Annotated in this window: 23 protein-coding genes; 21 read left to right on the top strand and 2 right to left on the bottom strand. The window is 62.8% G+C overall.

From position 1 onward, the window contains the following. Positions 1 to 253 precede the first annotated feature (253 nt). From ABIA90_RS44780 to ABIA90_RS44770, 3 genes are read left to right on the top strand one after another with little or no spacing between them, the layout of a single operon-like run. Positions 254 to 1,501 carry a tyrosine-type recombinase/integrase gene (locus ABIA90_RS44780; protein ID WP_354122195.1) on the top strand — a complete coding sequence of 416 codons (1,248 nt, stop codon included), beginning with the start codon at positions 254 to 256 and terminating at the stop codon, positions 1,499 to 1,501. Continuing rightward, the gene (locus tag ABIA90_RS44775; RefSeq protein ID WP_354122196.1) at positions 1,498 to 2,448 is read left to right on the top strand and encodes a tyrosine-type recombinase/integrase; all 951 of its coding nucleotides are present in this window, start codon (positions 1,498 to 1,500) and stop codon (positions 2,446 to 2,448) included. The genes ABIA90_RS44780 and ABIA90_RS44775 overlap by 4 nt, the downstream gene beginning before the upstream one ends. Next, positions 2,441 to 3,436, top strand: coding sequence for a tyrosine-type recombinase/integrase (locus tag ABIA90_RS44770; RefSeq protein ID WP_354122197.1), 996 nt, complete (start codon positions 2,441 to 2,443; stop codon positions 3,434 to 3,436). The genes ABIA90_RS44775 and ABIA90_RS44770 overlap by 8 nt, the downstream gene beginning before the upstream one ends. 150 nt (positions 3,437 to 3,586) lie before the next feature. Here ABIA90_RS44770 and ABIA90_RS44765 read toward each other — a convergent pair whose 3' ends face one another. Then, a complete protein-coding gene (locus ABIA90_RS44765) occupies positions 3,587 to 4,654 on the bottom strand; it encodes a DUF7146 domain-containing protein (RefSeq protein WP_354122221.1) in 1,068 nt (355 codons plus the stop codon). A gap of 78 nt (positions 4,655 to 4,732) precedes the next feature. Here ABIA90_RS44765 and ABIA90_RS44760 point away from each other — a divergent pair, with 78 nt between their 5' ends. The 4 genes from ABIA90_RS44760 (at position 4,733) to ABIA90_RS44745 (ending at position 8,409) form a co-directional block, all read left to right on the top strand. Continuing rightward, a complete protein-coding gene (locus ABIA90_RS44760; protein WP_354122198.1) occupies positions 4,733 to 5,665 on the top strand; it encodes a DUF7146 domain-containing protein in 933 nt (310 codons plus the stop codon). A 338-nt stretch (positions 5,666 to 6,003) separates the two neighbouring features. Further along, complete coding sequence (locus ABIA90_RS44755) at positions 6,004 to 6,927, top strand: DUF2493 domain-containing protein (protein WP_354122199.1); 924 nt, start codon at positions 6,004 to 6,006, stop codon at positions 6,925 to 6,927. Between the two features lie 139 nt (positions 6,928 to 7,066). After that, positions 7,067 to 7,516, top strand: coding sequence for a hypothetical protein (locus tag ABIA90_RS44750; protein ID WP_354122200.1), 450 nt, complete (start codon positions 7,067 to 7,069; stop codon positions 7,514 to 7,516). A gap of 572 nt (positions 7,517 to 8,088) precedes the next feature. Beyond that, a complete protein-coding gene (locus ABIA90_RS44745; protein ID WP_027562526.1) occupies positions 8,089 to 8,409 on the top strand; it encodes a DUF736 domain-containing protein in 321 nt (106 codons plus the stop codon). 93 nt (positions 8,410 to 8,502) lie between these two features. Here ABIA90_RS44745 and ABIA90_RS44740 read toward each other — a convergent pair whose 3' ends face one another. Next, positions 8,503 to 8,751 (bottom strand): helix-turn-helix domain-containing protein, encoded by a 249-nt coding sequence (locus ABIA90_RS44740; protein ID WP_354122201.1) that lies wholly within the window; start codon positions 8,749 to 8,751, stop codon positions 8,503 to 8,505. Positions 8,752 to 8,897: 146 nt separating this feature from the next. Here ABIA90_RS44740 and ABIA90_RS44735 point away from each other — a divergent pair, with 146 nt between their 5' ends. The 14 genes from ABIA90_RS44735 (at position 8,898) to ABIA90_RS44670 (ending at position 19,891) form a co-directional block, all read left to right on the top strand. Further along, positions 8,898 to 9,170, top strand: a complete 273-nt coding sequence (locus ABIA90_RS44735; protein ID WP_354122202.1) for a DUF2285 domain-containing protein — start codon at positions 8,898 to 8,900, stop codon at positions 9,168 to 9,170. A 165-nt stretch (positions 9,171 to 9,335) separates the two neighbouring features. Next, a complete protein-coding gene (locus ABIA90_RS44730) occupies positions 9,336 to 9,530 on the top strand; it encodes a transcriptional regulator domain-containing protein (RefSeq protein ID WP_354122203.1) in 195 nt (64 codons plus the stop codon). Between the two features lie 136 nt (positions 9,531 to 9,666). Continuing rightward, positions 9,667 to 10,107 carry a DUF2285 domain-containing protein gene (locus ABIA90_RS44725; RefSeq protein WP_354122204.1) on the top strand — a complete coding sequence of 147 codons (441 nt, stop codon included), beginning with the start codon at positions 9,667 to 9,669 and terminating at the stop codon, positions 10,105 to 10,107. 133 nt (positions 10,108 to 10,240) lie between these two features. Next, positions 10,241 to 10,522 carry a helix-turn-helix transcriptional regulator gene (locus tag ABIA90_RS44720; RefSeq protein WP_354122205.1) on the top strand — a complete coding sequence of 94 codons (282 nt, stop codon included), beginning with the start codon at positions 10,241 to 10,243 and terminating at the stop codon, positions 10,520 to 10,522. 22 nt (positions 10,523 to 10,544) lie between these two features. Beyond that, complete coding sequence (locus ABIA90_RS44715) at positions 10,545 to 11,426, top strand: replication initiator protein A (RefSeq protein WP_354122206.1); 882 nt, start codon at positions 10,545 to 10,547, stop codon at positions 11,424 to 11,426. 286 nt (positions 11,427 to 11,712) lie between these two features. Next, complete coding sequence (locus tag ABIA90_RS44710) at positions 11,713 to 12,177, top strand: DUF2840 domain-containing protein (protein ID WP_354122207.1); 465 nt, start codon at positions 11,713 to 11,715, stop codon at positions 12,175 to 12,177. Further along, complete coding sequence (locus ABIA90_RS44705; RefSeq protein WP_354122208.1) at positions 12,174 to 12,686, top strand: S26 family signal peptidase; 513 nt, start codon at positions 12,174 to 12,176, stop codon at positions 12,684 to 12,686. Before ABIA90_RS44710 ends, ABIA90_RS44705 begins: the two co-directional genes overlap by 4 nt. Continuing rightward, positions 12,683 to 13,519 carry a lytic transglycosylase domain-containing protein gene (locus ABIA90_RS44700; protein ID WP_502916697.1) on the top strand — a complete coding sequence of 279 codons (837 nt, stop codon included), beginning with the start codon at positions 12,683 to 12,685 and terminating at the stop codon, positions 13,517 to 13,519. Before ABIA90_RS44705 ends, ABIA90_RS44700 begins: the two co-directional genes overlap by 4 nt. 385 nt (positions 13,520 to 13,904) lie before the next feature. Next, on the top strand, positions 13,905 to 15,668 hold the full coding sequence (locus tag ABIA90_RS44695; protein ID WP_247457967.1) for a DUF3363 domain-containing protein: 1,764 nt from the start codon (positions 13,905 to 13,907) through the stop codon (positions 15,666 to 15,668). Between the two features lie 45 nt (positions 15,669 to 15,713). After that, on the top strand, positions 15,714 to 17,705 hold the full coding sequence (locus ABIA90_RS44690; protein WP_247457966.1) for a conjugal transfer protein TraG: 1,992 nt from the start codon (positions 15,714 to 15,716) through the stop codon (positions 17,703 to 17,705). A gap of 4 nt (positions 17,706 to 17,709) precedes the next feature. Then, positions 17,710 to 18,135, top strand: a complete 426-nt coding sequence (locus tag ABIA90_RS44685) for a CopG family transcriptional regulator (protein ID WP_354122209.1) — start codon at positions 17,710 to 17,712, stop codon at positions 18,133 to 18,135. A 249-nt stretch (positions 18,136 to 18,384) separates the two neighbouring features. Beyond that, positions 18,385 to 19,305 carry a P-type conjugative transfer ATPase TrbB gene (gene trbB, locus ABIA90_RS44680; RefSeq protein WP_354122223.1) on the top strand — a complete coding sequence of 307 codons (921 nt, stop codon included), beginning with the start codon at positions 18,385 to 18,387 and terminating at the stop codon, positions 19,303 to 19,305. Beyond that, positions 19,302 to 19,628 carry a TrbC/VirB2 family type IV secretion system protein gene (locus ABIA90_RS44675; protein WP_502916698.1) on the top strand — a complete coding sequence of 109 codons (327 nt, stop codon included), beginning with the start codon at positions 19,302 to 19,304 and terminating at the stop codon, positions 19,626 to 19,628. Before trbB ends, ABIA90_RS44675 begins: the two co-directional genes overlap by 4 nt. Then, positions 19,628 to 19,891: a VirB3 family type IV secretion system protein gene (locus ABIA90_RS44670; RefSeq protein ID WP_354122210.1), complete on the top strand. Its 264-nt coding sequence runs from the start codon at positions 19,628 to 19,630 to the stop codon at positions 19,889 to 19,891. The genes ABIA90_RS44675 and ABIA90_RS44670 overlap by 1 nt, the downstream gene beginning before the upstream one ends.

The following is a 19,891-nucleotide window of genomic DNA, read 5'->3' as shown; positions in this document are numbered from 1 at the left end:
AGTTGCCGCTGCTCCCGAAGCCGCTGACGTCGGCTTGCGGCCCATCGAGACATATTGCGCTGCCGCACGACTTGGTCGCTATAGGGGCAAGGCGGACGTAGCCTTCGTCGCATCACGCCGCTGGGTTTATGGGTACACGGCCCAGGCAGCACGGTCATTTGGTGTGGATGGCGGGGATAGCCGTCGGTCAACATAATCTCGCGACGGGAAGCTGTCGGCATGATCGCGTTTCCATCGATATGGAGACACGATCATGTTTGAAGAAATCTTCTTTCCCCGAACCGCTGAGAGATATCGAGCAGCGCCACTTGTCGAGCAGCGGGAACGATATCTCGTTCATCTCAGGGAGACACGCGCCAGACGAGCGACCTTGCGGAAATGCGCCAACGATCAATTGAGCTTGGTGCGCCTTCTGAAGCTGAAAGAAGGTAGCAGAGTGCGCCTTTCGCAGATCGAGGCCGTAACCGCGATCTGGTCACAGCCGAAGGCCCGTAGGTGCGACCGGTCGGCATCACCCAAGGCGAGAACACGCTTTGTCTGTCGCGGAATCCAATGGCTGCGCTTCTTAGGATGGCTCGACGAACCCGAACATGAGCACCATCCGCAGCACGGAGAGGTCGCGATCTTTGAGAAGTGGCTGCGCCAAGAGCGAGGGCTCTCCGCGGCGACCGTACAAGACTACTGCCGCGCCATCGACCGCTTCTTTTTCTGGCTAGCACGGAAAGGCACACCGCTGGACGCCGTCCAGATGTCCGACATCGACGATGCCGTTGCGGCAGAGCACAGGCGGGGGGCCTGGAGCCGCCGAACGATGCACGATTACGCTCAGCGCCTGAGACCATTCTTCCTGTTTGCCGAAGCGCGCGGCTGGTGCCGAGCCGGGCTGGCTGCGGGGATCATGGCGCCTCGGTTCATGGCGGACGAGACCGTGCCGAAGGGTCTAAGGCGCGAGGATGTCCTGCGCCTGCTGGCTTCTATCCAAGCGGATCGCCCGGTCGACAAGCGCGACCGCGCGATCCTCATGCTGTTTGTTACTTACGGGCTGCGGGCCGGGGAAGTCGTCGGCTTGCTGCTCAGCGACCTAGATTGGGAGAACGAGATCATTCGCGTTCGCTGCCCGAAGCCAGGACAAACCCATGTCTGGCCACTCTCACCAGACGTCGGCAATGTCATTCTGCGCTACATACGGGAAGCCCGTCCGACCGGTCTCGGGCGCAGCCTCTTCTTCACATCGCATGCGCCCATCCGACCGGTTGGCAGAAAGACCCTCGGCAAGATCGTCCGTGATCGTCTCGCAAACATTGGCATCGTCTCCGGTCGACGAGGTACGCATGCCCTACGGCACGCTGCAGCCCAGCATCTTCTGGATCAGGGCATGTCGATGAAGGTGATCGGGGACTTTCTCGGGCACCGCGACCCATCCTCCACCACGATCTACGCCAAGGTCAATCTCGCGGCTCTTCGCGAGGTGGCGGCTCTCGATCTGGAGGGGCTGGCATGACGCTGCGCGAAGTAATCGAGCAATATATCCTCTGGCGACAGGCCCATGGCGCCAAGTTCGCGACCGGGACGAACCTTCTGCGTCACTTCCTCGGATATGCCGACGGAGATGCCACCTGCGACGCGGTGACCGCGACCCAGGTTCTGGCCTTTCTGTCAGGCAAAGGCCCACTGGCCCGGCATCGCGAGAACAAGTATTATGTCCTTGCCGGCTTCTGGCGCTATGCGATCAGCCGTGGCCATGCGACGCGCTCGCCGTTACCGAACAGCGAACCGAAATCGCCGCCCCGGACGCCGCCATATATCTACTCGCGTGACGAGTTGCGGCGGCTCTTTGATCTTTCGAACGTGAAGATCAGCCGGCGCGGTGCGGTTCAGCTCGACGCAGTGACATTCCGGACCCTGCTTCTCCTGTTATACGGGGCAGGGTTGCGCTTTAGCGAAGCGACGCAGCTCACGCTTGCAGATGTCGATCTGGCGGAAAACGTTCTAACGATACGCGCCACGAAGTTCTACAAGAGCCGTCTGGTTCCGATCGGACCGCAGCTTGCAGCGGTACTGGCCAACTACACACCTCTGCGGCGGCGGGGCGGGCTTGCGCAGGACGAGACTTCCTTCCTTGTGGCGAACCGAGACGGCACGCGGCTCGCCAGCAGCACCGTTCAGGCTGCATTCGACGCGCTGCGGCACATCGCCGGAATCCGTGGCACGGCAGGCGGGCGACAGATCCCGCGCCTGCACGATCTTCGGCACAGCTTCGCGGTTCACAGCCTGACTGCCTGGTATCGTCAGGGAGCGGATGTGCAACGGTTGCTACCCGTACTCTCCACCTACCTCGGCCATTCCGATCTGGAAGGCACGAAGGTCTATCTGCCGATGACGCCGGAGCTTCTGCAGCAGGCATCTCTTCGCTTTGCTCGCTATGCGGGGGGAGGTCAGGATGCCTGAACTCGTAACCCTTGGCGCATGGCTCCGGCGCTTCTTGGTCGAACACATCGTCACCGAACGCAATCTGGCTCGGAACACCTGCACAAGCTATCGTGACACTTTCAGCCTGCTCCTACCGTTCGTCAGCCGCGAGTTACGCAAGCCAGTGGACCAGCTGACCGTGTACGATCTCACCTCCCGGCACGTGCTGCAGTTCCTTGCACATCTCGAGGAAGATCGCGGGTGCTCTGCTCGGACGCGCAATCAGAGGCTTGCCGCCATTCGGGCATTTGCCCGCTTCATCGGCAGCCGGGATCCGGCCCATGTCGAATGGTGCGGCCATATCCGGGCCATTGCATCGAAGAAATCCATGCCGCCACCGGTCGGATGGCTGACCAGGGCGGAAATGGAGGCCATGCTCGCCGTGCCCGACCGCAAGACCAGGCGGGGCCGAAGCGAATACGCGCTTCTGCTCTTTCTCTACAACACCGGGGCGCGTGTCTCCGAGGCCACGCAACTGAAGGCGCGCGACCTGCAGATCGGGCGCGGGAATGGCGGTCATGATCTTGCCACCCTGCACGGAAAGGGCGGCAAGACGCGCCAGTGCCCACTGTGGCCCGAAACCGAACGAGTTCTGGCAGACGAGATCCACGGTCACTCGGGCGATGACGCCGTATTTGTCAGCAGGCTCGGAACGCCATTTACCCGCTTCGGAGTCTATCGCCTTATCGAGCGTTGCGCGGCCCGGGTGCCGGAACTGGCCGACAGAACGATAACCCCGCATGTGATCCGGCACACGACGGCTTGCCACCTGGTTCTCGCCGGCGTGGACATCAATACCATCCGCGCCTGGCTCGGCCATGTCTCGATCAGCACCACCAACATCTATGCCGAAATAGACCTCACGCTGAAAGCCAATGCCGTAGCTCTTTGCGAAGTCGGCCAACCACGACCCGCTCGCTCATGGAAGGAGGACAAAGATCTCATGGCTTTTCTGAAATCCTTGTGAGTCAGGAGTTATATTGCGGCGTCCACCGTCGAGCACTCTTGCTCTGAGTGGTGCCGGACGCGGCGCGACGATCGCTCTCTTGAAGGCCGGCGCGGCTTTGTCCGACGTGACCTCGCTGGATCGGTCAGGACGGCCCAGACACGCCATCTGTCACCCCGTCCTAGCCGCTCGCCGGCGGATGAACCGAACGCCATCCTGCGGCGCGAGCTGGATGCGCAATGCCGTTCGTAGTGCGCCGAGGCCGAATGCGCGCAGGTCCTCGTTGAAGTCGCCCATCCGCGGAGACAGGGCAAGCGCCTCAATGCCCGCTGCTTCGGCGCGTTCGGTCAATGCCGCCAGCGCCGCGTCACCCGCGGCATCGGCGTCGCGGGCGATGTAGAGACGACGCAGCGTCGGCGGGAGCAGAAGGGCGGCAAGGTGGTTGGCCGAGAGCGCGGCAACCATCGGCATGGCATGCAGCGCACAGCGCAGCGACAGCATTGTCTCGATGCCTTCGCCAACAGCGATGACGTCGTCGGCCGCGCCAAAGCGGACGGCATGGCCGAGCAGGTCGCCCATCGCCCGTCGCGGCGTGTCGACCGGCGCCTTGCCGAGCGTGGCCTCGCTGAAGCCTTCCGGATCGAGCCAGGTCCGGTGTGCACCAGTGAGCTTGCCGTCGAGGTCGGTGACGGCGGCGATCATCGCCGGCCAGGTCTCAGGCGGCGAACTGTCGTTCGGACGATAGTAGCAGCGCGGATGGAACCGCAGCGCGCCCGCATCGTGGATAGTCTCGATGCCGCGATTGCACAGGTAGGTCTCGACGAGCGTCCGGCGGATCGGCTGCGACATGGCGAAGAGCCGCTGCGCTGCTTCCGGCGATCCGGCGGGGACGGGTGTGCGAGCGGGCTTTGGGATTCGGCGCGGTTCGGCGCCCGGCAGACTTAGAAAGCGCCGTGCCTCATCGGCGACATTGCGGAAATCGACGAGACCGCAGCTCTCGCGGATGACGTCGAGCAGATCGCCATGTTCGGCCGAGGCGGCATCGGTCCAATGCCCAGCAGCGCCGGGACCGGAGTCCGGTCCACTGAGCCGGACGAACATCGATCGGCCGGGCGTATTGCGAACATCGCCCACCGTCCAGTAGTGGCCCTGGCGCCGCCCGTTGGAGAGATAGTGGCGGCATACCGCTTCGGCATTACGGGCGAGGCGGCGTGCAAGTTCGGAAGCGTCGCGGGGCATCATGCAACCTCCCGCAACGCTCTGACATTATGTTGCGTAGAAGCTGTCAATCGTCCATGAGACAGCATCCAAGCGCAAATGCGCAACATAACTCTCGGCGCAACATATTCCGTCTTATGTGCAGTTGAACATAAGACGGATGCCGCGACCGGGGAGCATGGCGATCTCCTGGACATCATCCGCGAAAGCCTTGCCTTGCGAGACTTCCGCGAGGTTGCCGAGGAGGCGAGGCGCTTTCTGAAGCTGCCTCGTTCTGAGGAGCAATCACTCCCGAGACCCGTTCGTCCAGTAGTGCCGGCCGGATCGCAAGAAGCCGCCCGTCGACTTTTTGCGATATCCGGTCCGATCGAAGGGACGTTGGTGGAAACGTATTTGCAACGTCGGGGAATAAGCCAGATCCAACATGGTGGTAGCCTGCGCTTCCACCCACGTTGCTACTACCGACCGGACGAGCATTTGCCGACTGAAACCTGGCCGGCGATGATAGGCTCCGTCACGGACCTCGAGGGACGGATCACCGGCGTGCATCGCACCTGGCTAGATCCACACGGCTTTGATCGCGTGCGGCTCGGCAAGGCCCCGATCGACACGCCACGACGGGCCATGGGCGACCTGCTTGGTAACGCCGTTCGCTTCGGCGTGGTGGACGACGTGCTCACTGCGGGCGAGGGGATCGAGACCATGCTGTCGCTGCGTTATGTACTGCCGACCTTGCCCATGACCGCTGCTCTCTCGGCCAATCACCTCTCAGCCATGTTGCTGCCGCCTGGCCTACGCCGACTCTATATCGCCCGTGACGCAGATGCCGCCGGAGATGCCGTACAGGCTATTCTCACCCAGCGCGCAGAAGCCGCCGGCATTGAAGCGATCGCATTGTCGCCCCGGCTGGGCGACTTCAACGAAGATCTGCACATCTTCGGCCTCGCGGCCCTCCGAGCAGCGTTGCTACTGCAACTCGTACCGGAGGACGTCGTCCGTTTCCTGCATTCGTCGATGGCAACCGCGGAATAGCCCCGGCAATTCGATGGGCGTCGACAGGTCGGTCGCGCTGCGGCCACTGCCGGAAGAGGACGCAACCACGGCCTTCTAGAGGGCGATCGGACGGCAAGCGGCTCGGGCCGGCAATGGCTGCGTCCGGCTATTTTCCGCCGCGCGCCGGCGACGAGAAGTCATACTAGCCATCCGGCGAGCGCGCTTTGCATCGCGAAGCAAAATAGCCGGCCTCCGCCATCCTCCGCTGCGCTTCGGCCCTCCGCTCTGCTCCGGGTTCTGGCCCGTTCCGCCCGCCGTCTGAGTGATCGCCACGAAGGCCGCGATGGTCGCGGCCGATCCGGCAAAGGATCGCCTCCATGACCGATCACGATGACATCGAACCGCCGCACGCTGCATCTGCGACCGAACACGTTCTTACCGAATTGCAGCTCTTCGGTTACCGCCCCTTCGACGACCAGCCCGATCCACGGCCGCTTCCCGAGGGCAGGATCATTACCGGTGCCGTCGCTGACATCTTCGATGCCATGGTCGCCACGTTAAGCGACACGCGGCTCGAGCCGGACCTCGACGATCTGCTCTGGTCGACAGTCAACCTGTTCCATCGTGCCGTCGACCGCATCGGTCGCCAACTCGACGACAACGAACAGGCGCAACAGAAGAGTCAGCGCGAACAGGACGGTTCCGAAGTTCGATCCGTCGAACTCGAACGCATCACGGCGGAAGGTATCACGTTGATTGAGCGCCGCAACTGCCTGGAGCTCTTCCGTGATCAGGCCATAGAGCGCTTCGAGACTCACACCGGCTCATTCTGGCGCCCCCGATCAGGATCGCTAGTGAACCATCGTACGCTGACCGCAGCGATGATCGACTCCCGCGACTTCATCGCGGCCAAGCGCCGCGCCGAGACCGAGGTCATGCTGCCCGCTGGGCCGAAGATCGCGCTCACCGGAGGGCTCGACTTCAACGACCACCACCTCATCTGGGATCGTCTCGACAAGGTTCATGCCAAGCATCCCGACATGGTCCTGCTCCATGGCGGCTCCCCGAAGGGTGCCGAACTGATCGCATCCAAATGGGCGACGATCCGCAAGGTGCCTCAGATCGCCTTCAGGCCTGATTGGACGAAACATGCCAAGGCAGCACCTTTCAAGCGCAACGATGCCATACTCGAAATCCTGCCGATCGGCGTCATGCACTTCCCGGGCACTGGAATCCAGGACAACCTGGCCGATAAGGCGAAGCGGCTCGGCATCCCGGTCTGGATGTTCGGCGGCGCGTGAGCGCCGTCTGCTCGACTGAGTCTTTGAGGCGAAATTGCTCACGCCGCAACTCCGCCTCGTTTCGGTCTCACATCCAGAGTTGCGCCGTGGTGGTGGTGGAAGGCGCAACTGGTACATCTATGCACATGGAGCCACCACCATGCTCGCTATTGGGCTTGTTCTCAACACACTCGGCATCGGCCTCTTCTGCTGGGCGATTTTCGCACTCGCAGTGTATGCCCTGCCGTTTTTCGTCGCACTGAGTATCGGGATGACGGCGTTTCAGAGCGGTGCCGGCCTCATCGGCGCGCTGCTTCTCGGAACGGCCGGCGGCGCGTTGACGCTCGTCCTCGGCCAGGTTGCCGTCGCTATTTCCCGGTCCTTGGCCTTGCGCATCGCGATCGCGACGGCATTCGCTGTCCCCGCCGCCGGAGCCGGCTATCACATGGTGTTCGCCCTGTCCCAGATCGGGGTGCCTTCGCTGGCTTGGCGTGAGGTCTTCGCTTGCCTGGGCGCGGTTTGCATTGGCGTTACGTCATGGACGCGCTTGATGGTTTTGGCGGAGACCCGCCCGTTGGAGCCGGGCGGGGTGGTGGAGAACCTGTCCTAAGCAGTTCTTACGGCCGCATTGGCCGAGCGATGACCGTTTCCCGCCTTCATCGAACAGGTGCGTAGATCGGCGCGGCGAACGGGAGATGATCGAAACATGAGCGCGGGAGAGGCAGTCCTCCTCGGAACTCCTCAATCAAGCTGCCGGCATTCGGTCCGGCCCACCCAGCCGCGGCAGAGCGATGTTACCTCGATCGGTTCTTGGGAGACGATGCTGCCTTTTGCAGGAGATTGTTTCTCTTTCCCCTCTGAATCGTTCCGGCCTCTTGTTCATCAAAACCGAGATAGCCAAGCTTCTCCAGAGATTGTGGTTCAGCACGCGGACGCACGTGGCCTCGTTGATGGCTTGATCTGGCCGAAGACCGGCTTCGCCTCGATCGTCTGAGCCGCAACGCCTTTGATGCGACTTTCTTCCCCTGGGCTTCGCCCATTCCTCGCGAGACAAGAAAGTCGCGACAACGGCGTCCTCCGCTGCGCTCCGGCCCGAGCGGGTGCGTCGCCGATCGTCCTCGGCCCTAGATCGCCATCGAGGCCGCGGTGGTCGCGGGCTCGAAACACAACAGGAGAAGTGACATGGCTAACATCGGTTCTTTCAAGAAGGTCGGCAACGATTTCCAGGGCGAGATCGTCACCCTGAGCCTGCAAGCCAAGGGCGTCCGTATCGTCGCCGAGACCAACCGGTCCAACGACAACGCTCCGAGCCACCGCATCTACGTGGGCCGGGCCGAGATCGGCGCAGCCTGGTCGAAGCGTTCCGAGGAAGGCCGCGACTACCTCTCGCTCAAGCTCGACGACCCCTCGTTCAACGCGCCGATCTACGCGAACCTGTTCGATGACGAGGGCGGTGAAGGCTACACGCTACTCTGGTCGCGGCCGCGCAAGAGCGGCGAGTAGGTCCACTTCGCCAAGCCCCGTCCGGTCCGCCGGGCGGGGCTTCTCATCCTTCCAGGCATCAGTGAGCGGCCGGATCGAGCGGCTCGACATCCATCACTCGGCCTGCCCCCGAGTCTTTCTCTTGGCGCTTGCGGGCGGCCGAGTGAGCAGGTCGGCGGCCTCGACACCCAGGCTGCGCGCGAGCCGATCGACAACGTCGATACCCGCCGCATAAACGCTTCGCTCGAGTGCGCTGATATAAGTGCGGTCAATTTCAGCACGATGAGCCAATTCCTCCTGTGACAAACCACGGGCCTGCCGGAGCTTCCGCAAATTGATTGCAAGTACCTCGCGTATATCCATACGCGAGAGGGCATGTCCTTGAAGAGTATTTCACCACGGAGTATTCTCGACAAAACGCCCTTCGGACGGCTCCTGCGACAGCTTTAACGCTTCTGCTCCTTCCGGCCCGCGTGTTAGAAATTGTCTAATCTAAGGCGTGGAGTCTCATGAGAAAGCTGCCGCTCGACCCAGACGTCGCCGATGCTGCACCTGCAGATCAAATTCTCACTGCCTACGATGAGCGGCATGTGGTGACCTACATGCGCCTTCTGCAGGCCGAAAGCGACGGGGCTGACTGGATGGAAGTCGCTCGAATCGTCCTGCATATCGATCCGGTGCGGGAGCCGGACCGTGCGCGGAGCGCATATCAGAGCCACCTTGCGCGTGCGAGATGGGTAACTGAGCAGGGCCGCCTATTACGTGGCACTGGCTCCAAATAGAAGAAAATCGCCGGCTAACGACTTGCAGCCAGAACTATTTTCTTTTGCTAACGGGTGGTCATTCCGGGGCACCACGTGGTGCCAAACTAGGGTCTTCCCACAACCGCCTCGTTCATACCTATTGCGCCGCAATCCTTGTTAGCAGGGTGCAATGGGGCGGAAGCAATGCCTGAATTCGACTGGCGGTCGCCGGAATCCTACAAGAGACTACAAGACGCCGAAGTCACCGACATCGCCTGGGAATGTCTTCGCCGTAACGCCGACTATCGGCGTGAGTACGCAGCGATGATCACAAGCAGCCCAGACGGTGCAGTGACCGAGGAATTCAGGAGGAGGTGGGGCCTCTGCTTTCGCCCATGACCCGCAGAGGTCGTTCGACGAGCAGACGATTTTTTGGGCGCCTGAGGTTCTAGCGGCGGTCGTTCCGATCAAGGTTGCCCGGGCCGCCGATCGCAGTTCAGCGTCTCAACCGCTGCTTGACCTTGCAGTAGGTCAGGTGCGGCGCGCCGCCGACGGCTGGCACGCCGTGCTGCGCATCAGCGCGGTAGATCACCGTGTCTGGTCCAAAGAGCCGCCGGTGGTCGGCGCTTCATATGCGGCCGATCTGCCGTTTGACGACGATTTCAACGCACGTGCGTATGCAGCCCGCCGGCTGTGGCGCGCGATGAATGGACGCGCGCCAGGCCCTGCCTTTCACCAATTATCTAAACACCGGCGCGAACGCCTGAGCGCCGCAATCCGTGCGCTCGACGCTCACAGCGCCGGCGGAAGCTATCGCGTTATCGCCGAAGCGCTCTTCGGCAGAAAGCGAATCCCCGATCGTGCCTGGAAGACTCATGATCTGCGCAATCGAACGGTCCGCTTGGTGCAAGGCGGTCTCGCGTTGATGCGCGGTGGTTACCGCAAACTCCTCCGGCCCGGGCGCAGGGACGAGTAGCGCAGTCCCCGAGGGGTGCCGAAAATCGCCTCCTGAAACTTCGGCATCCCCCTCCGAGAACCTGCTTCTCCATGATGACCGCACACACGCTGGCACCGCCAAGCGTAGTGCGCTGTCCTCTTGGAGTTCTCAAATGCCCGATCCGATGGCCGGTCTTCCCCCGCGCTTCCTGCGTACACCTGAGGCCGCGCGCTATCTTGGCCTCTCCGGTCGCACGCTCGAGAAGCACCGCACGTACGGTACTGGACCGACGTATCGGAAGATCGGCGGACGTGTTGTCTACGCCGTCGATGACCTGAAAGCGTGGGCCGATCTCGGCTCCAAAACGTCAACGTCAGATCCCGGGAAGGGCACCGTGCTGCCCGCTAAGAAGCATCCGGCCCTGCGTCCCTACGCAGGTCAGGAACGTCGCTGATAGCCGCGTGAGAGCAGTGACTATGCGGCGCAAACACCATTCCGAGCGCGACCAGCTTGAGCTCTTTCGGGCGCTGCCCGGTGATCTCGCGCCCCGCGATGCGCAGGATCTGATGGCTTATCCGTTCTTCTCGCTCGCAAAAACGAAGCGCGTTGTGCCGATCGACTTCCGTGCCGGCGCAATCTCAGTTCGTGTCGAAGCCGTGCCGGAACACGGCATGGCGACCATCTGGGATGCCGACGTTCTGATCTGGGCTGCGTCCCAGATTGTCGAAGCGCGTGACGCCGGCTTGAATACATCGCGCCTGATGGCTGCAACGCCTTACGAGATTCTGACATTCGTCGGCCGTGGCACCAGCGCACGTGACTATGACCGCCTGAAGGCTGGTCTTGACAGACTTCAGTCAACGACCGTGCTGACGTCGATCCGCCAGCCGGCTGAGCGGCGACGGCATCGCTTCTCCTGGATCAACGAGTGGAAGGAAACCGCCGATGCAAACGGACGTCCATTCGGGCTCGAATTGATCCTCCCGGATTGGTTCTACGCGGGAGTGATCGATGACGCGCTCGTGCTGACGATCGATCGCGCCTATTTCGATCTGACGGGCGGACTTGAGCGGTGGCTCTATCGGCTCGTGCGCAAGCATGGCGGTCGGCAGGACGGTGGCTGGAGTTTTGATCTTGTACACCTTCATGCGAAGTCCGGCATCCTCTCGCCGCTTAAGCATTTTGCGTACGACGTACGCCGGATTGTCCAGCGCCAGACATTGCCCGGCTATCAGCTCGCGCTGACGCGCGATCCGAACGGCACCGAGCGGCTGAACTTCACGCCAACGCCTGTTGATCCCTTAACGGCACGCCTGCGCCGGCGCGGTCTCGTTCCAAATTCGGAGGACAACCTGTGAATCAGCTCGTGCTATCGAGGACCGCAGCCCTCGTGCTATCGGGGACCCGATCCTCGTGCTATCGGGGACCGAAAGCGAGCTTAAGAGCTTGTTTCTCCGCGCTTTCCGGTCGCTCTAACTTTACTAACCAGAAATCCTTCGGATTTCTTCTAACGGACCAAGCCGAAAGCTGCGTTGGAGGCGACCGGCCGCAGGTCGCCAGTCCTGTTTGGCTTTGCAAGCCGCAAACGCTCCTCGCCGAACGCCAAGTTCGCGGCTCCCAGTTCCGGCTTCGGGGAGCGGCGGCATGAGCGACCTGACCGACGTGGAAGTGCTCTGGCTCGAGAAGCGCATCGAAAACCGGATTCGGTTCGGTCGTATCGTCAAGGAACGGAAGCTTGATCGCCATCGGCGTGTCCTGTCATTCGCGCCAGGCAGCATCTTTGCCTTTGTCCGATGGACCTCCAACGACTTTGGGACGATCATTTCGCGGATCGACATCTTGCGCGCAGTCGCTCCGGGACGGCGCTGCTCGACCGTCCCTTATGTGACACCCGGCGGAGAGATTTTGCTGCGTCTGTCTGGCTGGCCGAAGGTCGAGCGAGTGCTGCAAATGACCGATGCGGTTGAGGCACTCGGCATCGATCCAGCTGATGTGGCGCCTGATCATTGGCATCACGTTCATAACCGCCTGTCCGTCAACGAAAACCCGCGTTCCTACACCAAGGCACGCCACCAGGCTTGGCTGCATCGTCAAAGGGTGACGCGATGACAGGGCGCCTGAAGATACTATTCGTGACGTTTGGGACCGCTGCTGCACTCATCACGACGATCGTCCTGGAGCCGCTTCCGCTTTACATCTGGAACGCATCCGCGAGCGTGCCGATCGGTCTCTACCGCCTCCGACCGGCGGACCAATTCCAAGTCACTGAATTGGTCGCCGTGCAGCCGCCGGAGCCGCTCGCGACCTTCCTCGACCTTAACGGCTATCTCCCAATTGGCGTCCCGATGCTGAAGCGCGTGCTCGCCCTTCCGGGGCAGAGTGTTTGCAGAACCGGCCTCACGATTTCGGTCGACGACGTCGCGGTGGGCGAGGCGAAGGATCACGATAGACGAGGCAGGCCGCTGCCGAAATGGCAGGGCTGCCGCGTCGTCGGCGACGGCGACCTGTTTCTGATGAACTGGCAGTCGGACGACTCTCTTGATGGCCGGTATTTTGGATTTCTTCCGGCATCTAGCGTGATCGGCCGTACGATCCCGGTGTGGACTTGGGAGGAATGATCGTGCGTATTCGACGTGTTCTCCACGCGATTCCCTTGTTCGATCGATTGCGGGATCATTCCTCCGTCTCGATCGATGTCTGCAAGGCTGGCGCGAGCCCGACCGCGCGCTTGGGTCGGCTGGGCACGCGCGTTTGTGCTGTCGTGCCCCTGATGCTTCTTCTGACCGCGTTTGACACGGCTGCCTTGGCCCAGAGCGGATCAGCCGCCCAGCCGGCGATCAGTCACACCACTCACATGTTTGCCGGTTTCATCAAGGAAGCCTCACAACGCTTTGCGATTGCGCCGAACTGGATCCGATCAGTCCAAAGCATCGAGAGCGCTGGTGACGTGCACGCCAGATCGCCAAAAGGCGCAATGGGCTTGATGCAAATCATGCCGGCGACTTGGGCGGAACTTCGCGAGCGCTACAATCTCGGGAACGACCCCTACGACCCGCACGATAACATCCTGGCCGGCACGGCCTACCTGCGCGAACTGCTCGATCGGTATGGCTCGCCGGGCGTGTTTGCCGCGTACAACGCGGGACCGTCTCGCTATGAAGAGCATCTCGCAGGCGGCTCTCTGCCAGAGGAGACGCGAGCCTACGTCGAAAAGCTTGCCAATCTGCTTGCGATCGAGCTGCCGCCGAGGTGGACGTCGCGCGGGCGGTCATCAGCAGCCGCGACGCTATTCGTCACGCGATCCGATCTCACGAGAACGCGCGATCGGTTGTCGGTGCTCATGCCATTGAGCGGCGCCACGACCGCAATCTCGGCGCCCGATGTTTCGCCCATGGTTCCCAGGCCAATTGGCATGTTCGTCCCTCGATCGAATTCGAGAGCATCGCAATGACCAAGTGTGCGGGTTCGCAAGCCGATGGCGTATGGGCGATGCCTTCGGCCCGCGCTCTACTCGTCGCTTTGCTCCTTACCGAGCCACCCTTCGGGTGTCTCGGCCCTTCGGGTAACGATCGCTATCGCAAGCGCTCGGAAGCAGTGGGGGCTTCGCGAGTTGGCTGCCAAGTCGCGGCGGCTCATTCGGGAACCGGCGACCGGGAGACCACGACGGCAGGACGGCGAGATAAAAGCGGCTCGCCGGTCGAACCACAAGCCATTGGAATGGCTTGGGTTCGGCCGTGCCGGTCGGTCGGGGCGCGTGCCGCGCCGGATGCTTTCGCCAACGAATTCAACAGTGTTTTCGGCACTATCCGCGATTTCATGTCCCTGGAGCCGTTGCCGTGAGCGCGGGCGACAGCGATTTACGCATCCGGTCTGGCCGCATCCGCGGTACGCGAGCGCCAAAGCCCAAGAGCTTCATCAACCAGGTGCTGCGTGCGGCGAAGAAGGCCGGTCACACCCCTTCGCACGCGGCTGCAGCTAAGCGCTCATCGAGCTACGGGCGCTCGACCTTCGGGCGCGGCCGGATCAGCTTTAGCCGCAATCGCCTGTTCAGCCCGGCCCGCCGCGTAGTGGTGAAGGCGCGCGTCGTTCGTCACCAGGGACGATCCTTCCGTTCCGCGCCGCTGACCGCCCATCTCTCATATCTGAAGCGTGACGGCGTCACCCGTAACAGTGAGAAGGCGGTGATGTTTGGCGCCGGCAGTGACCGCACCGACGACGCAGCCTTCGCGGATCGCTGTAGGGACGACCGGCATCATTTCCGTTTCATCATCTCGCCCGAGGATGCCGCTGAGATGACCGATCTCAAAGCTTTCACGCGCGATCTCGCCAGGCAAATGGAAGCCGATCTCGGCGCTCGGCTCGATTGGGTCGCCGCCGATCACTGGAACACGGACAATCCGCATGTCCATCTGCTCGTGCGCGGCGTCGATCAGATCGGCGCCGACCTCGTGATCTCGCGAGATTATATCAGCCGGGGCCTGCGCTCGCGCGCAGAGGAGTTGGCGTCTATCGAACTTGGTCCGAAGCCCGAGCACGAGATCCGCAACGCCCTGGAAAAGGAGATCATGGCCGAACGGTGGACGCGGCTCGACGTCGAGATCCGCCTGGCCGCCGATGAAACCGGCGCCATCGACCTACGCCCCGAGAATCCCGGCGCAGCCGACCCCGAAATCCGTCGCCTCATGATCGGACGGCTCCAGCACCTGGAGAAGAGGGGCCTTGCCGCGCCAGCCGGCCCCGGCGAATGGATGGTCGGGCTGGAGGCCGAGCGCAGTCTCCGCGACCTCGGCATGCGCGGCGACATCATCAAGACCATGCACCGCGCCTTCACGGAGCGCGGGGAGGCCCGCGGCGTTGCTGACTATGCGATCGATGGCGAGAAGCCGGGATCGCCGATCATCGGCCGGCTCGTCGACAGGGGACTCCATGACGAATTGACGGGCGAGGCCTATGCCGTGATCGATGGCGCGGACGGACGCGCCCACCACGTTCGGTTCCGAGGCATCGAGGCATTCGAGCACGCCCCGCCGATCGGCGGAATCGTCGAGGTCCGCCGCTTTGGCGGACCGGACGACCAGCGCCCGACATTGGTGCTCGCCAACCGCAGCGATTTCGACCTCAACCAACAGATCACCGCACCTGGCGCGACCTGGATCGACCATCGCCTCGTTGAGAGCAATCCGATGCCGCTCGCCATGGGTGGGTTTGGTCGCGAAGCGCGCGACGCCATACAGGCTCGTGCCGAACATCTCGCAGGCGAAGGGCTCGCTCGGCGGCAGGGTCAGCGCGTCATCATGCAGCGCGATCTCCTCGACACCTTGCGTCGACGCGAACTGGACGCGGTGGGTGCAAAACTCTCAGCCAAGACGGGATTGCCACACATGAAGCCCGCGACCGGCGAGCATGTGGCGGGCACCTTTCGCCAGCGCCTCACGCTCGCCTCCGGCCGCTTCGCCATGATCGACAACGGCCTCGGCTTCCAACTCGTGCCCTGGTCGCGCGAGATCGACAAGAAGCTTGGCCAGCACGTCGCCGGCGTCACCAAGGGCGGTGGCGGCATCGAGTGGACCTTTGGTCGCAAACGAGACCTTGGCTTGTAGCTCCATCGTTTCCACAACCCTCAATCACAGACAAGGACGTTCGCCATGTCCGCGACCAAAATCCTCTGGGGCCAGATCACCGTCGTCTTCCTGATCGTGTTGCTCACGATCTGGGGCGCCACCGAATGGACGGCGTGGCGGCTCGGCTTCCAGCCCGAGCTCGGACGGCCCTGGTTCGAACTCGCCGGGATGCCGGTCTACTATCCGCCGGTCTTCTTCTGGTGGTGGTACATCTACGACGCCTATGCGCCACAGGTCTTCGTCGAGGGCGCCTTCATAGCTGCGTCCGGCAGCTTCATCTCGATTGCGGCGGCGATCGGCATGTCGGTGTGGCGGGCGCGAGAGGCAAAGAACGTCGCGACTTATGGATCAGCGCGCTGGGCCGAACCAGGCGAGGTGAAGGCAGTCGGGCTTCTTGGCGCTGATGGCGTCGTGCTGGGCCAGCTCGGCCATGACTATCTCCGTCACGACGGCCCGGAGCATGTGCTGTGCTTTGCTCCGACCCGCTCCGGCAAAGGCGTCGGCCTGGTCGTGCCGTCTCTCTTGACCTGGCCAGGCTCGGCGATCGTCCACGACATCAAGGGCGAGAACTGGCAGCTCACCGCCGGCTACCGCGCCAAGCACGGCCGGGTGCTGCTGTTCGATCCGACCAACGCCAAGTCGTCGGCATACAATCCGCTGCTGGAGGTCCGCCGCGGCGAATGGGAGGTGCGTGACGTCCAGAACGTCGCCGATGTGCTGGTGGACCCGGAGGGATCGCTCGATAAGCGGAACCATTGGGAGAAGACCAGCCATTCGCTGCTCGTCGGCGCGATCCTGCATGTCCTCTATGCCGAGGTGGACAAGACACTGGCCGGCGTCGCCGCGTTCCTCTCTGATCCGAAGCGGCCGATCGAGACGACGCTGCAGGCGATGATGACGACGTCGCACCTCGGCGAACAGCGGCCGCATCCCGTCGTTGCCTCGACCGCACGCGAGCTGCTGAACAAGTCTGACAATGAACGATCGGGCGTGCTTTCCACTGCCATGTCGTTCCTCGGGCTCTACCGCGATCCCGTTGTCGCCGCGGTCACGTCCCGCTGCGACTGGCGGATTGCCGACCTGATCGCCGATCCGCGACCGGCGACCCTCTACCTCGTGGTGCCGCCGTCCGATATCTCGCGGACCAAGCCGCTGATCCGCCTGGTGCTGAACCAGATCGGCCGCAGGCTTACCGAGGATCTGCATGCGAAGGATCGCCGTCACCGCATCCTGATGATGCTCGACGAGTTCCCGGCGCTTGGCCGGCTCGACTTCTTCGAATCCGCGCTGGCCTTTATGGCGGGCTACGGCATCAAGAGCTTCCTGATCGCGCAATCCCTGAACCAGATCGAGAAAGCCTATGGCGCCAACAACTCGATCCTCGACAACTGCCATGTCCGCGTCAGCTTTGCCACCAACGACGAGCGCACGGCGAAGCGTGTCTCCGATGCGCTGGGTACAGCGACCGAGATGCGCGCCATGAAGAACTATGCTGGTCACAGGCTGAATCCATGGCTTGGCCACCTCATGGTCTCGCGGCAGGAAACGGCAAGACCGCTGCTCACGCCGGGCGAGGTGATGCAGCTCCCGCCCACTGACGAGATCGTCATGGTTGCTGGTACGCCCCCCATCCGGGCGAAGAAAGCTCGCTATTACGAGGATGACCGTTTCACCGAGCGGGTGCTGACGCCACCCGATCCGGCGAAGTCCGGCCGGTCGTCACGGACGGATGGGTGGTCAGCTCTAACACCGCAGATACCGGACGCCGTGCTGCTTGGTGCGATCCAGAAGGCGGAACAGGATGCCGCCAATAGCGGCTTGCGCCGCGAACCCGAGCTTCCCGATCACGTCGCCATCGCCAAGGAGACGACCGACCCGAGGCCGGCGGAAGAGTTTGCCATCGTACTCGACGACGAGTCGGACGATGCCGCCAGTCAGGCCCGCATTCTGCGCCAGCAGATGCGTGGCATCGCCCGCCAGGTCTCGCTCGACCCGAATGACGGTATGGAGTTGTGAGACCATGCGGGACCGGATGAATGTGTATTTCCCACCGGAGCTTCTGAAGCAGATCGCCGATCTTGCCGACCGCAAGAAGCTTTCTCGATCGGCGATCGTGGAAGCAGCCGTCACCTCGTTTCTGTCTCCGGACGGGGAGGATCGGCGCGAGGCGGCGTTCGCGCGCCGTCTCGACCGGCTGTCGCGCCAGGTCCAACGTCTCGAACGTGACCTTGGGGTTACTGCGGAAACGCTGGCCCTGTTCGTCCGCTTCTGGCTGACGATCACGCCACCCTTGCCGAACGACGCGCAGGCCTCCGCCCAGATCAAGGGCCGCGAGCGTTTTGAAGGTTTTATCGAGACGCTTGGCCGCCGCTTACAGAAGGGCCAGAATTTCCTACGCGAGATCCCGAACGACATCGCGAACGAAAAACCGGACGACCGGACCTGATGGAATTCCCAGAAGCCAGAATCTTCGTGGCCAAGACGTCGTTAGCAGCGTCTTCGGTATTACTCATCTCGCCGAGTCTTTCTCTTTCTACGCCAAGCTACGATCGTCCCGGGAGCATTGTTGCGCCGGGCCACTTCCTGCCTTTTCTAATCATCCTCATCTGAGGGCGCTTTTCACGCGGCTTCATTGGTGGGGGCTGCGGTGGCAATTCATTCGGCTCAGGCAGAGGCGATCTCGCGCGGTGCGCGCATGCTCCGTAGTGCGCTTGGCCCCGCGATTGCGCGATACCTGGAGGATGCCTCGATCGTCGAGGTCATGCTCAACCCCGATGGCCGGTTGTGGATCGACCGGCTATCGAACGGCTTGACCGACACGGGAGAGACCCTCTCGGCGGCTGACGGAGAACGCATCGTTCGGCTAGTGGCGCACCACGTCGGCGCGGAAGTGCATGCTGGTGCGCCGCGCGTTTCCGCTGAACTGCCCGAGACCGGAGAACGCTTCGAAGGTCTGCTGCCGCCGGTGGTCGCGGCCCCGGCCTTTGCTATCCGCAAGCCAGCGGTCGCCGTGTTCACGCTCGACGACTACGTCGCTGCCGGCATCATGACCTCGGAGCAGGCTGAGGCCTTGCGCAGCGCCGTCGCCGTACGCAGCAACATTCTGGTCGCTGGCGGCACCTCCACGGGCAAGACCACGTTGACCAACGCACTTCTTGCGGAAGTCGCCAAGACCGCCGACCGGGTGGTGCTGATCGAGGATACGCGCGAACTGCAGTGCAGAGCGCCGAACCTCGTGGCGTTACGTACCAAGGACGGCGTGGTCTCACTGTCAGATCTCGTGCGGTCATCCCTTCGTCTGCGACCGGACCGCATCCCCGTCGGCGAGGTTCGCGGTGCCGAAGCGCTCGATCTCCTCAAGGCCTGGGGCACCGGCCATCCCGGCGGCATCGGCACCATTCATGCCGGGACGGCGCTCGGCGCACTGCGCCGGCTCGAGCAGCTCATTCAAGAGGCGGTCATCACCGTTCCGCGCGCCCTGATCGCTGAAACCATCAACATCGTCGCCGTGCTAGCCGGCCGCGGCGCGGATCGTCGTCTCACCGAACTCGCCCGCGTCACCGGGCTCGGACCAGCCGGCGACTACAGCCTTTCACCAGCAGGAGACCAAACATGAGACCTCGATCATCTCTTTCTCGGCGCGCCCTGTCGCTCACCGTATCAGGCATGGTTCTATTCGCGGCCGCTCCAGCTCGGGCTGCCGGCTCCAATATGCCGTGGGAGCAGCCGCTCAATCAGATCCTGCAATCGGTGGAGGGGCCGGTCGCCAAGATCATCGCGGTGATCATCATCATCGTCACCGGTCTCACCCTTGCATTCGGCGACTCCTCCGGTGGTTTTCGCCGGCTGATCCAGATCGTGTTCGGCCTGTCGATCGCCTTCGCCGCATCGAGCTTCTTTTTGTCATTCTTTTCGTTTGGCGGCGGGGTCTTGATCTGATGGACGAGCCCGTCGCTGGCTTCGTCGCGCCCGTGCATCGCGCGCTGACCGAGCCGATCCTGATGGGTGGCGCGCCCCGGGCGGTCGCCATCGTCAACGGCACGCTCGCCGCGGCCCTTGGTCTCGGTCTGCGGCTCTGGATCGCTGGTCTCCTACTCTGGGCTATCGGGCATGCGGCGGCGGTCTGGGCTGCCAAGCGTGATCCCGCCTTCGTCGATGTGGTGCGCCGTCATCTGCGCATTCCCGGTCATCTCTGCATTTGA

It is taken from the genome of Bradyrhizobium sp. LA6.8 (genome assembly GCF_040547935.1).
Lineage (GTDB): Bacteria > Pseudomonadota > Alphaproteobacteria > Rhizobiales > Xanthobacteraceae > Bradyrhizobium > Bradyrhizobium barranii.
The sequence above is the reverse complement of the archived record's forward strand: the minus strand, read 5'-3'. Positions and strand labels throughout refer to the sequence as shown.

What these genes read in the sequence shown, in the direction of transcription:
- ABIA90_RS44780 (WP_354122195.1), top strand. Translation starts at nt 254, where the DNA reads ATGTTTGAAGAAATCTTCTTTCCCCGAACCGCTGAGAGATATCGAGCA.
- ABIA90_RS44775 (WP_354122196.1), top strand. Translation starts at nt 1,498, where the DNA reads ATGACGCTGCGCGAAGTAATCGAGCAATATATCCTCTGGCGACAGGCC.
- ABIA90_RS44770 (WP_354122197.1), top strand. Translation starts at nt 2,441, where the DNA reads ATGCCTGAACTCGTAACCCTTGGCGCATGGCTCCGGCGCTTCTTGGTC.
- ABIA90_RS44765 (WP_354122221.1), bottom strand. Translation starts at nt 4,654, where the DNA reads ATGCCCCGCGACGCTTCCGAACTTGCACGCCGCCTCGCCCGTAATGCC.
- ABIA90_RS44760 (WP_354122198.1), top strand. Translation starts at nt 4,733, where the DNA reads ATGCGCAACATAACTCTCGGCGCAACATATTCCGTCTTATGTGCAGTT.
- ABIA90_RS44755 (WP_354122199.1), top strand. Translation starts at nt 6,004, where the DNA reads ATGACCGATCACGATGACATCGAACCGCCGCACGCTGCATCTGCGACC.
- ABIA90_RS44750 (WP_354122200.1), top strand. Translation starts at nt 7,067, where the DNA reads ATGCTCGCTATTGGGCTTGTTCTCAACACACTCGGCATCGGCCTCTTC.
- ABIA90_RS44745 (WP_027562526.1), top strand. Translation starts at nt 8,089, where the DNA reads ATGGCTAACATCGGTTCTTTCAAGAAGGTCGGCAACGATTTCCAGGGC.
- ABIA90_RS44740 (WP_354122201.1), bottom strand. Translation starts at nt 8,751, where the DNA reads ATGGATATACGCGAGGTACTTGCAATCAATTTGCGGAAGCTCCGGCAG.
- ABIA90_RS44735 (WP_354122202.1), top strand. Translation starts at nt 8,898, where the DNA reads ATGAGAAAGCTGCCGCTCGACCCAGACGTCGCCGATGCTGCACCTGCA.
- ABIA90_RS44730 (WP_354122203.1), top strand. Translation starts at nt 9,336, where the DNA reads ATGCCTGAATTCGACTGGCGGTCGCCGGAATCCTACAAGAGACTACAA.
- ABIA90_RS44720 (WP_354122205.1), top strand. Translation starts at nt 10,241, where the DNA reads ATGCCCGATCCGATGGCCGGTCTTCCCCCGCGCTTCCTGCGTACACCT.
- ABIA90_RS44715 (WP_354122206.1), top strand. Translation starts at nt 10,545, where the DNA reads ATGCGGCGCAAACACCATTCCGAGCGCGACCAGCTTGAGCTCTTTCGG.
- ABIA90_RS44710 (WP_354122207.1), top strand. Translation starts at nt 11,713, where the DNA reads ATGAGCGACCTGACCGACGTGGAAGTGCTCTGGCTCGAGAAGCGCATC.
- ABIA90_RS44705 (WP_354122208.1), top strand. Translation starts at nt 12,174, where the DNA reads ATGACAGGGCGCCTGAAGATACTATTCGTGACGTTTGGGACCGCTGCT.
- ABIA90_RS44700 (WP_502916697.1), top strand. Translation starts at nt 12,683, where the DNA reads ATGATCGTGCGTATTCGACGTGTTCTCCACGCGATTCCCTTGTTCGAT.
- ABIA90_RS44690 (WP_247457966.1), top strand. Translation starts at nt 15,714, where the DNA reads ATGTCCGCGACCAAAATCCTCTGGGGCCAGATCACCGTCGTCTTCCTG.
- ABIA90_RS44685 (WP_354122209.1), top strand. Translation starts at nt 17,710, where the DNA reads ATGCGGGACCGGATGAATGTGTATTTCCCACCGGAGCTTCTGAAGCAG.
- trbB (WP_354122223.1), top strand. Translation starts at nt 18,385, where the DNA reads ATGCTCCGTAGTGCGCTTGGCCCCGCGATTGCGCGATACCTGGAGGAT.
- ABIA90_RS44675 (WP_502916698.1), top strand. Translation starts at nt 19,302, where the DNA reads ATGAGACCTCGATCATCTCTTTCTCGGCGCGCCCTGTCGCTCACCGTA.
- ABIA90_RS44670 (WP_354122210.1), top strand. Translation starts at nt 19,628, where the DNA reads ATGGACGAGCCCGTCGCTGGCTTCGTCGCGCCCGTGCATCGCGCGCTG.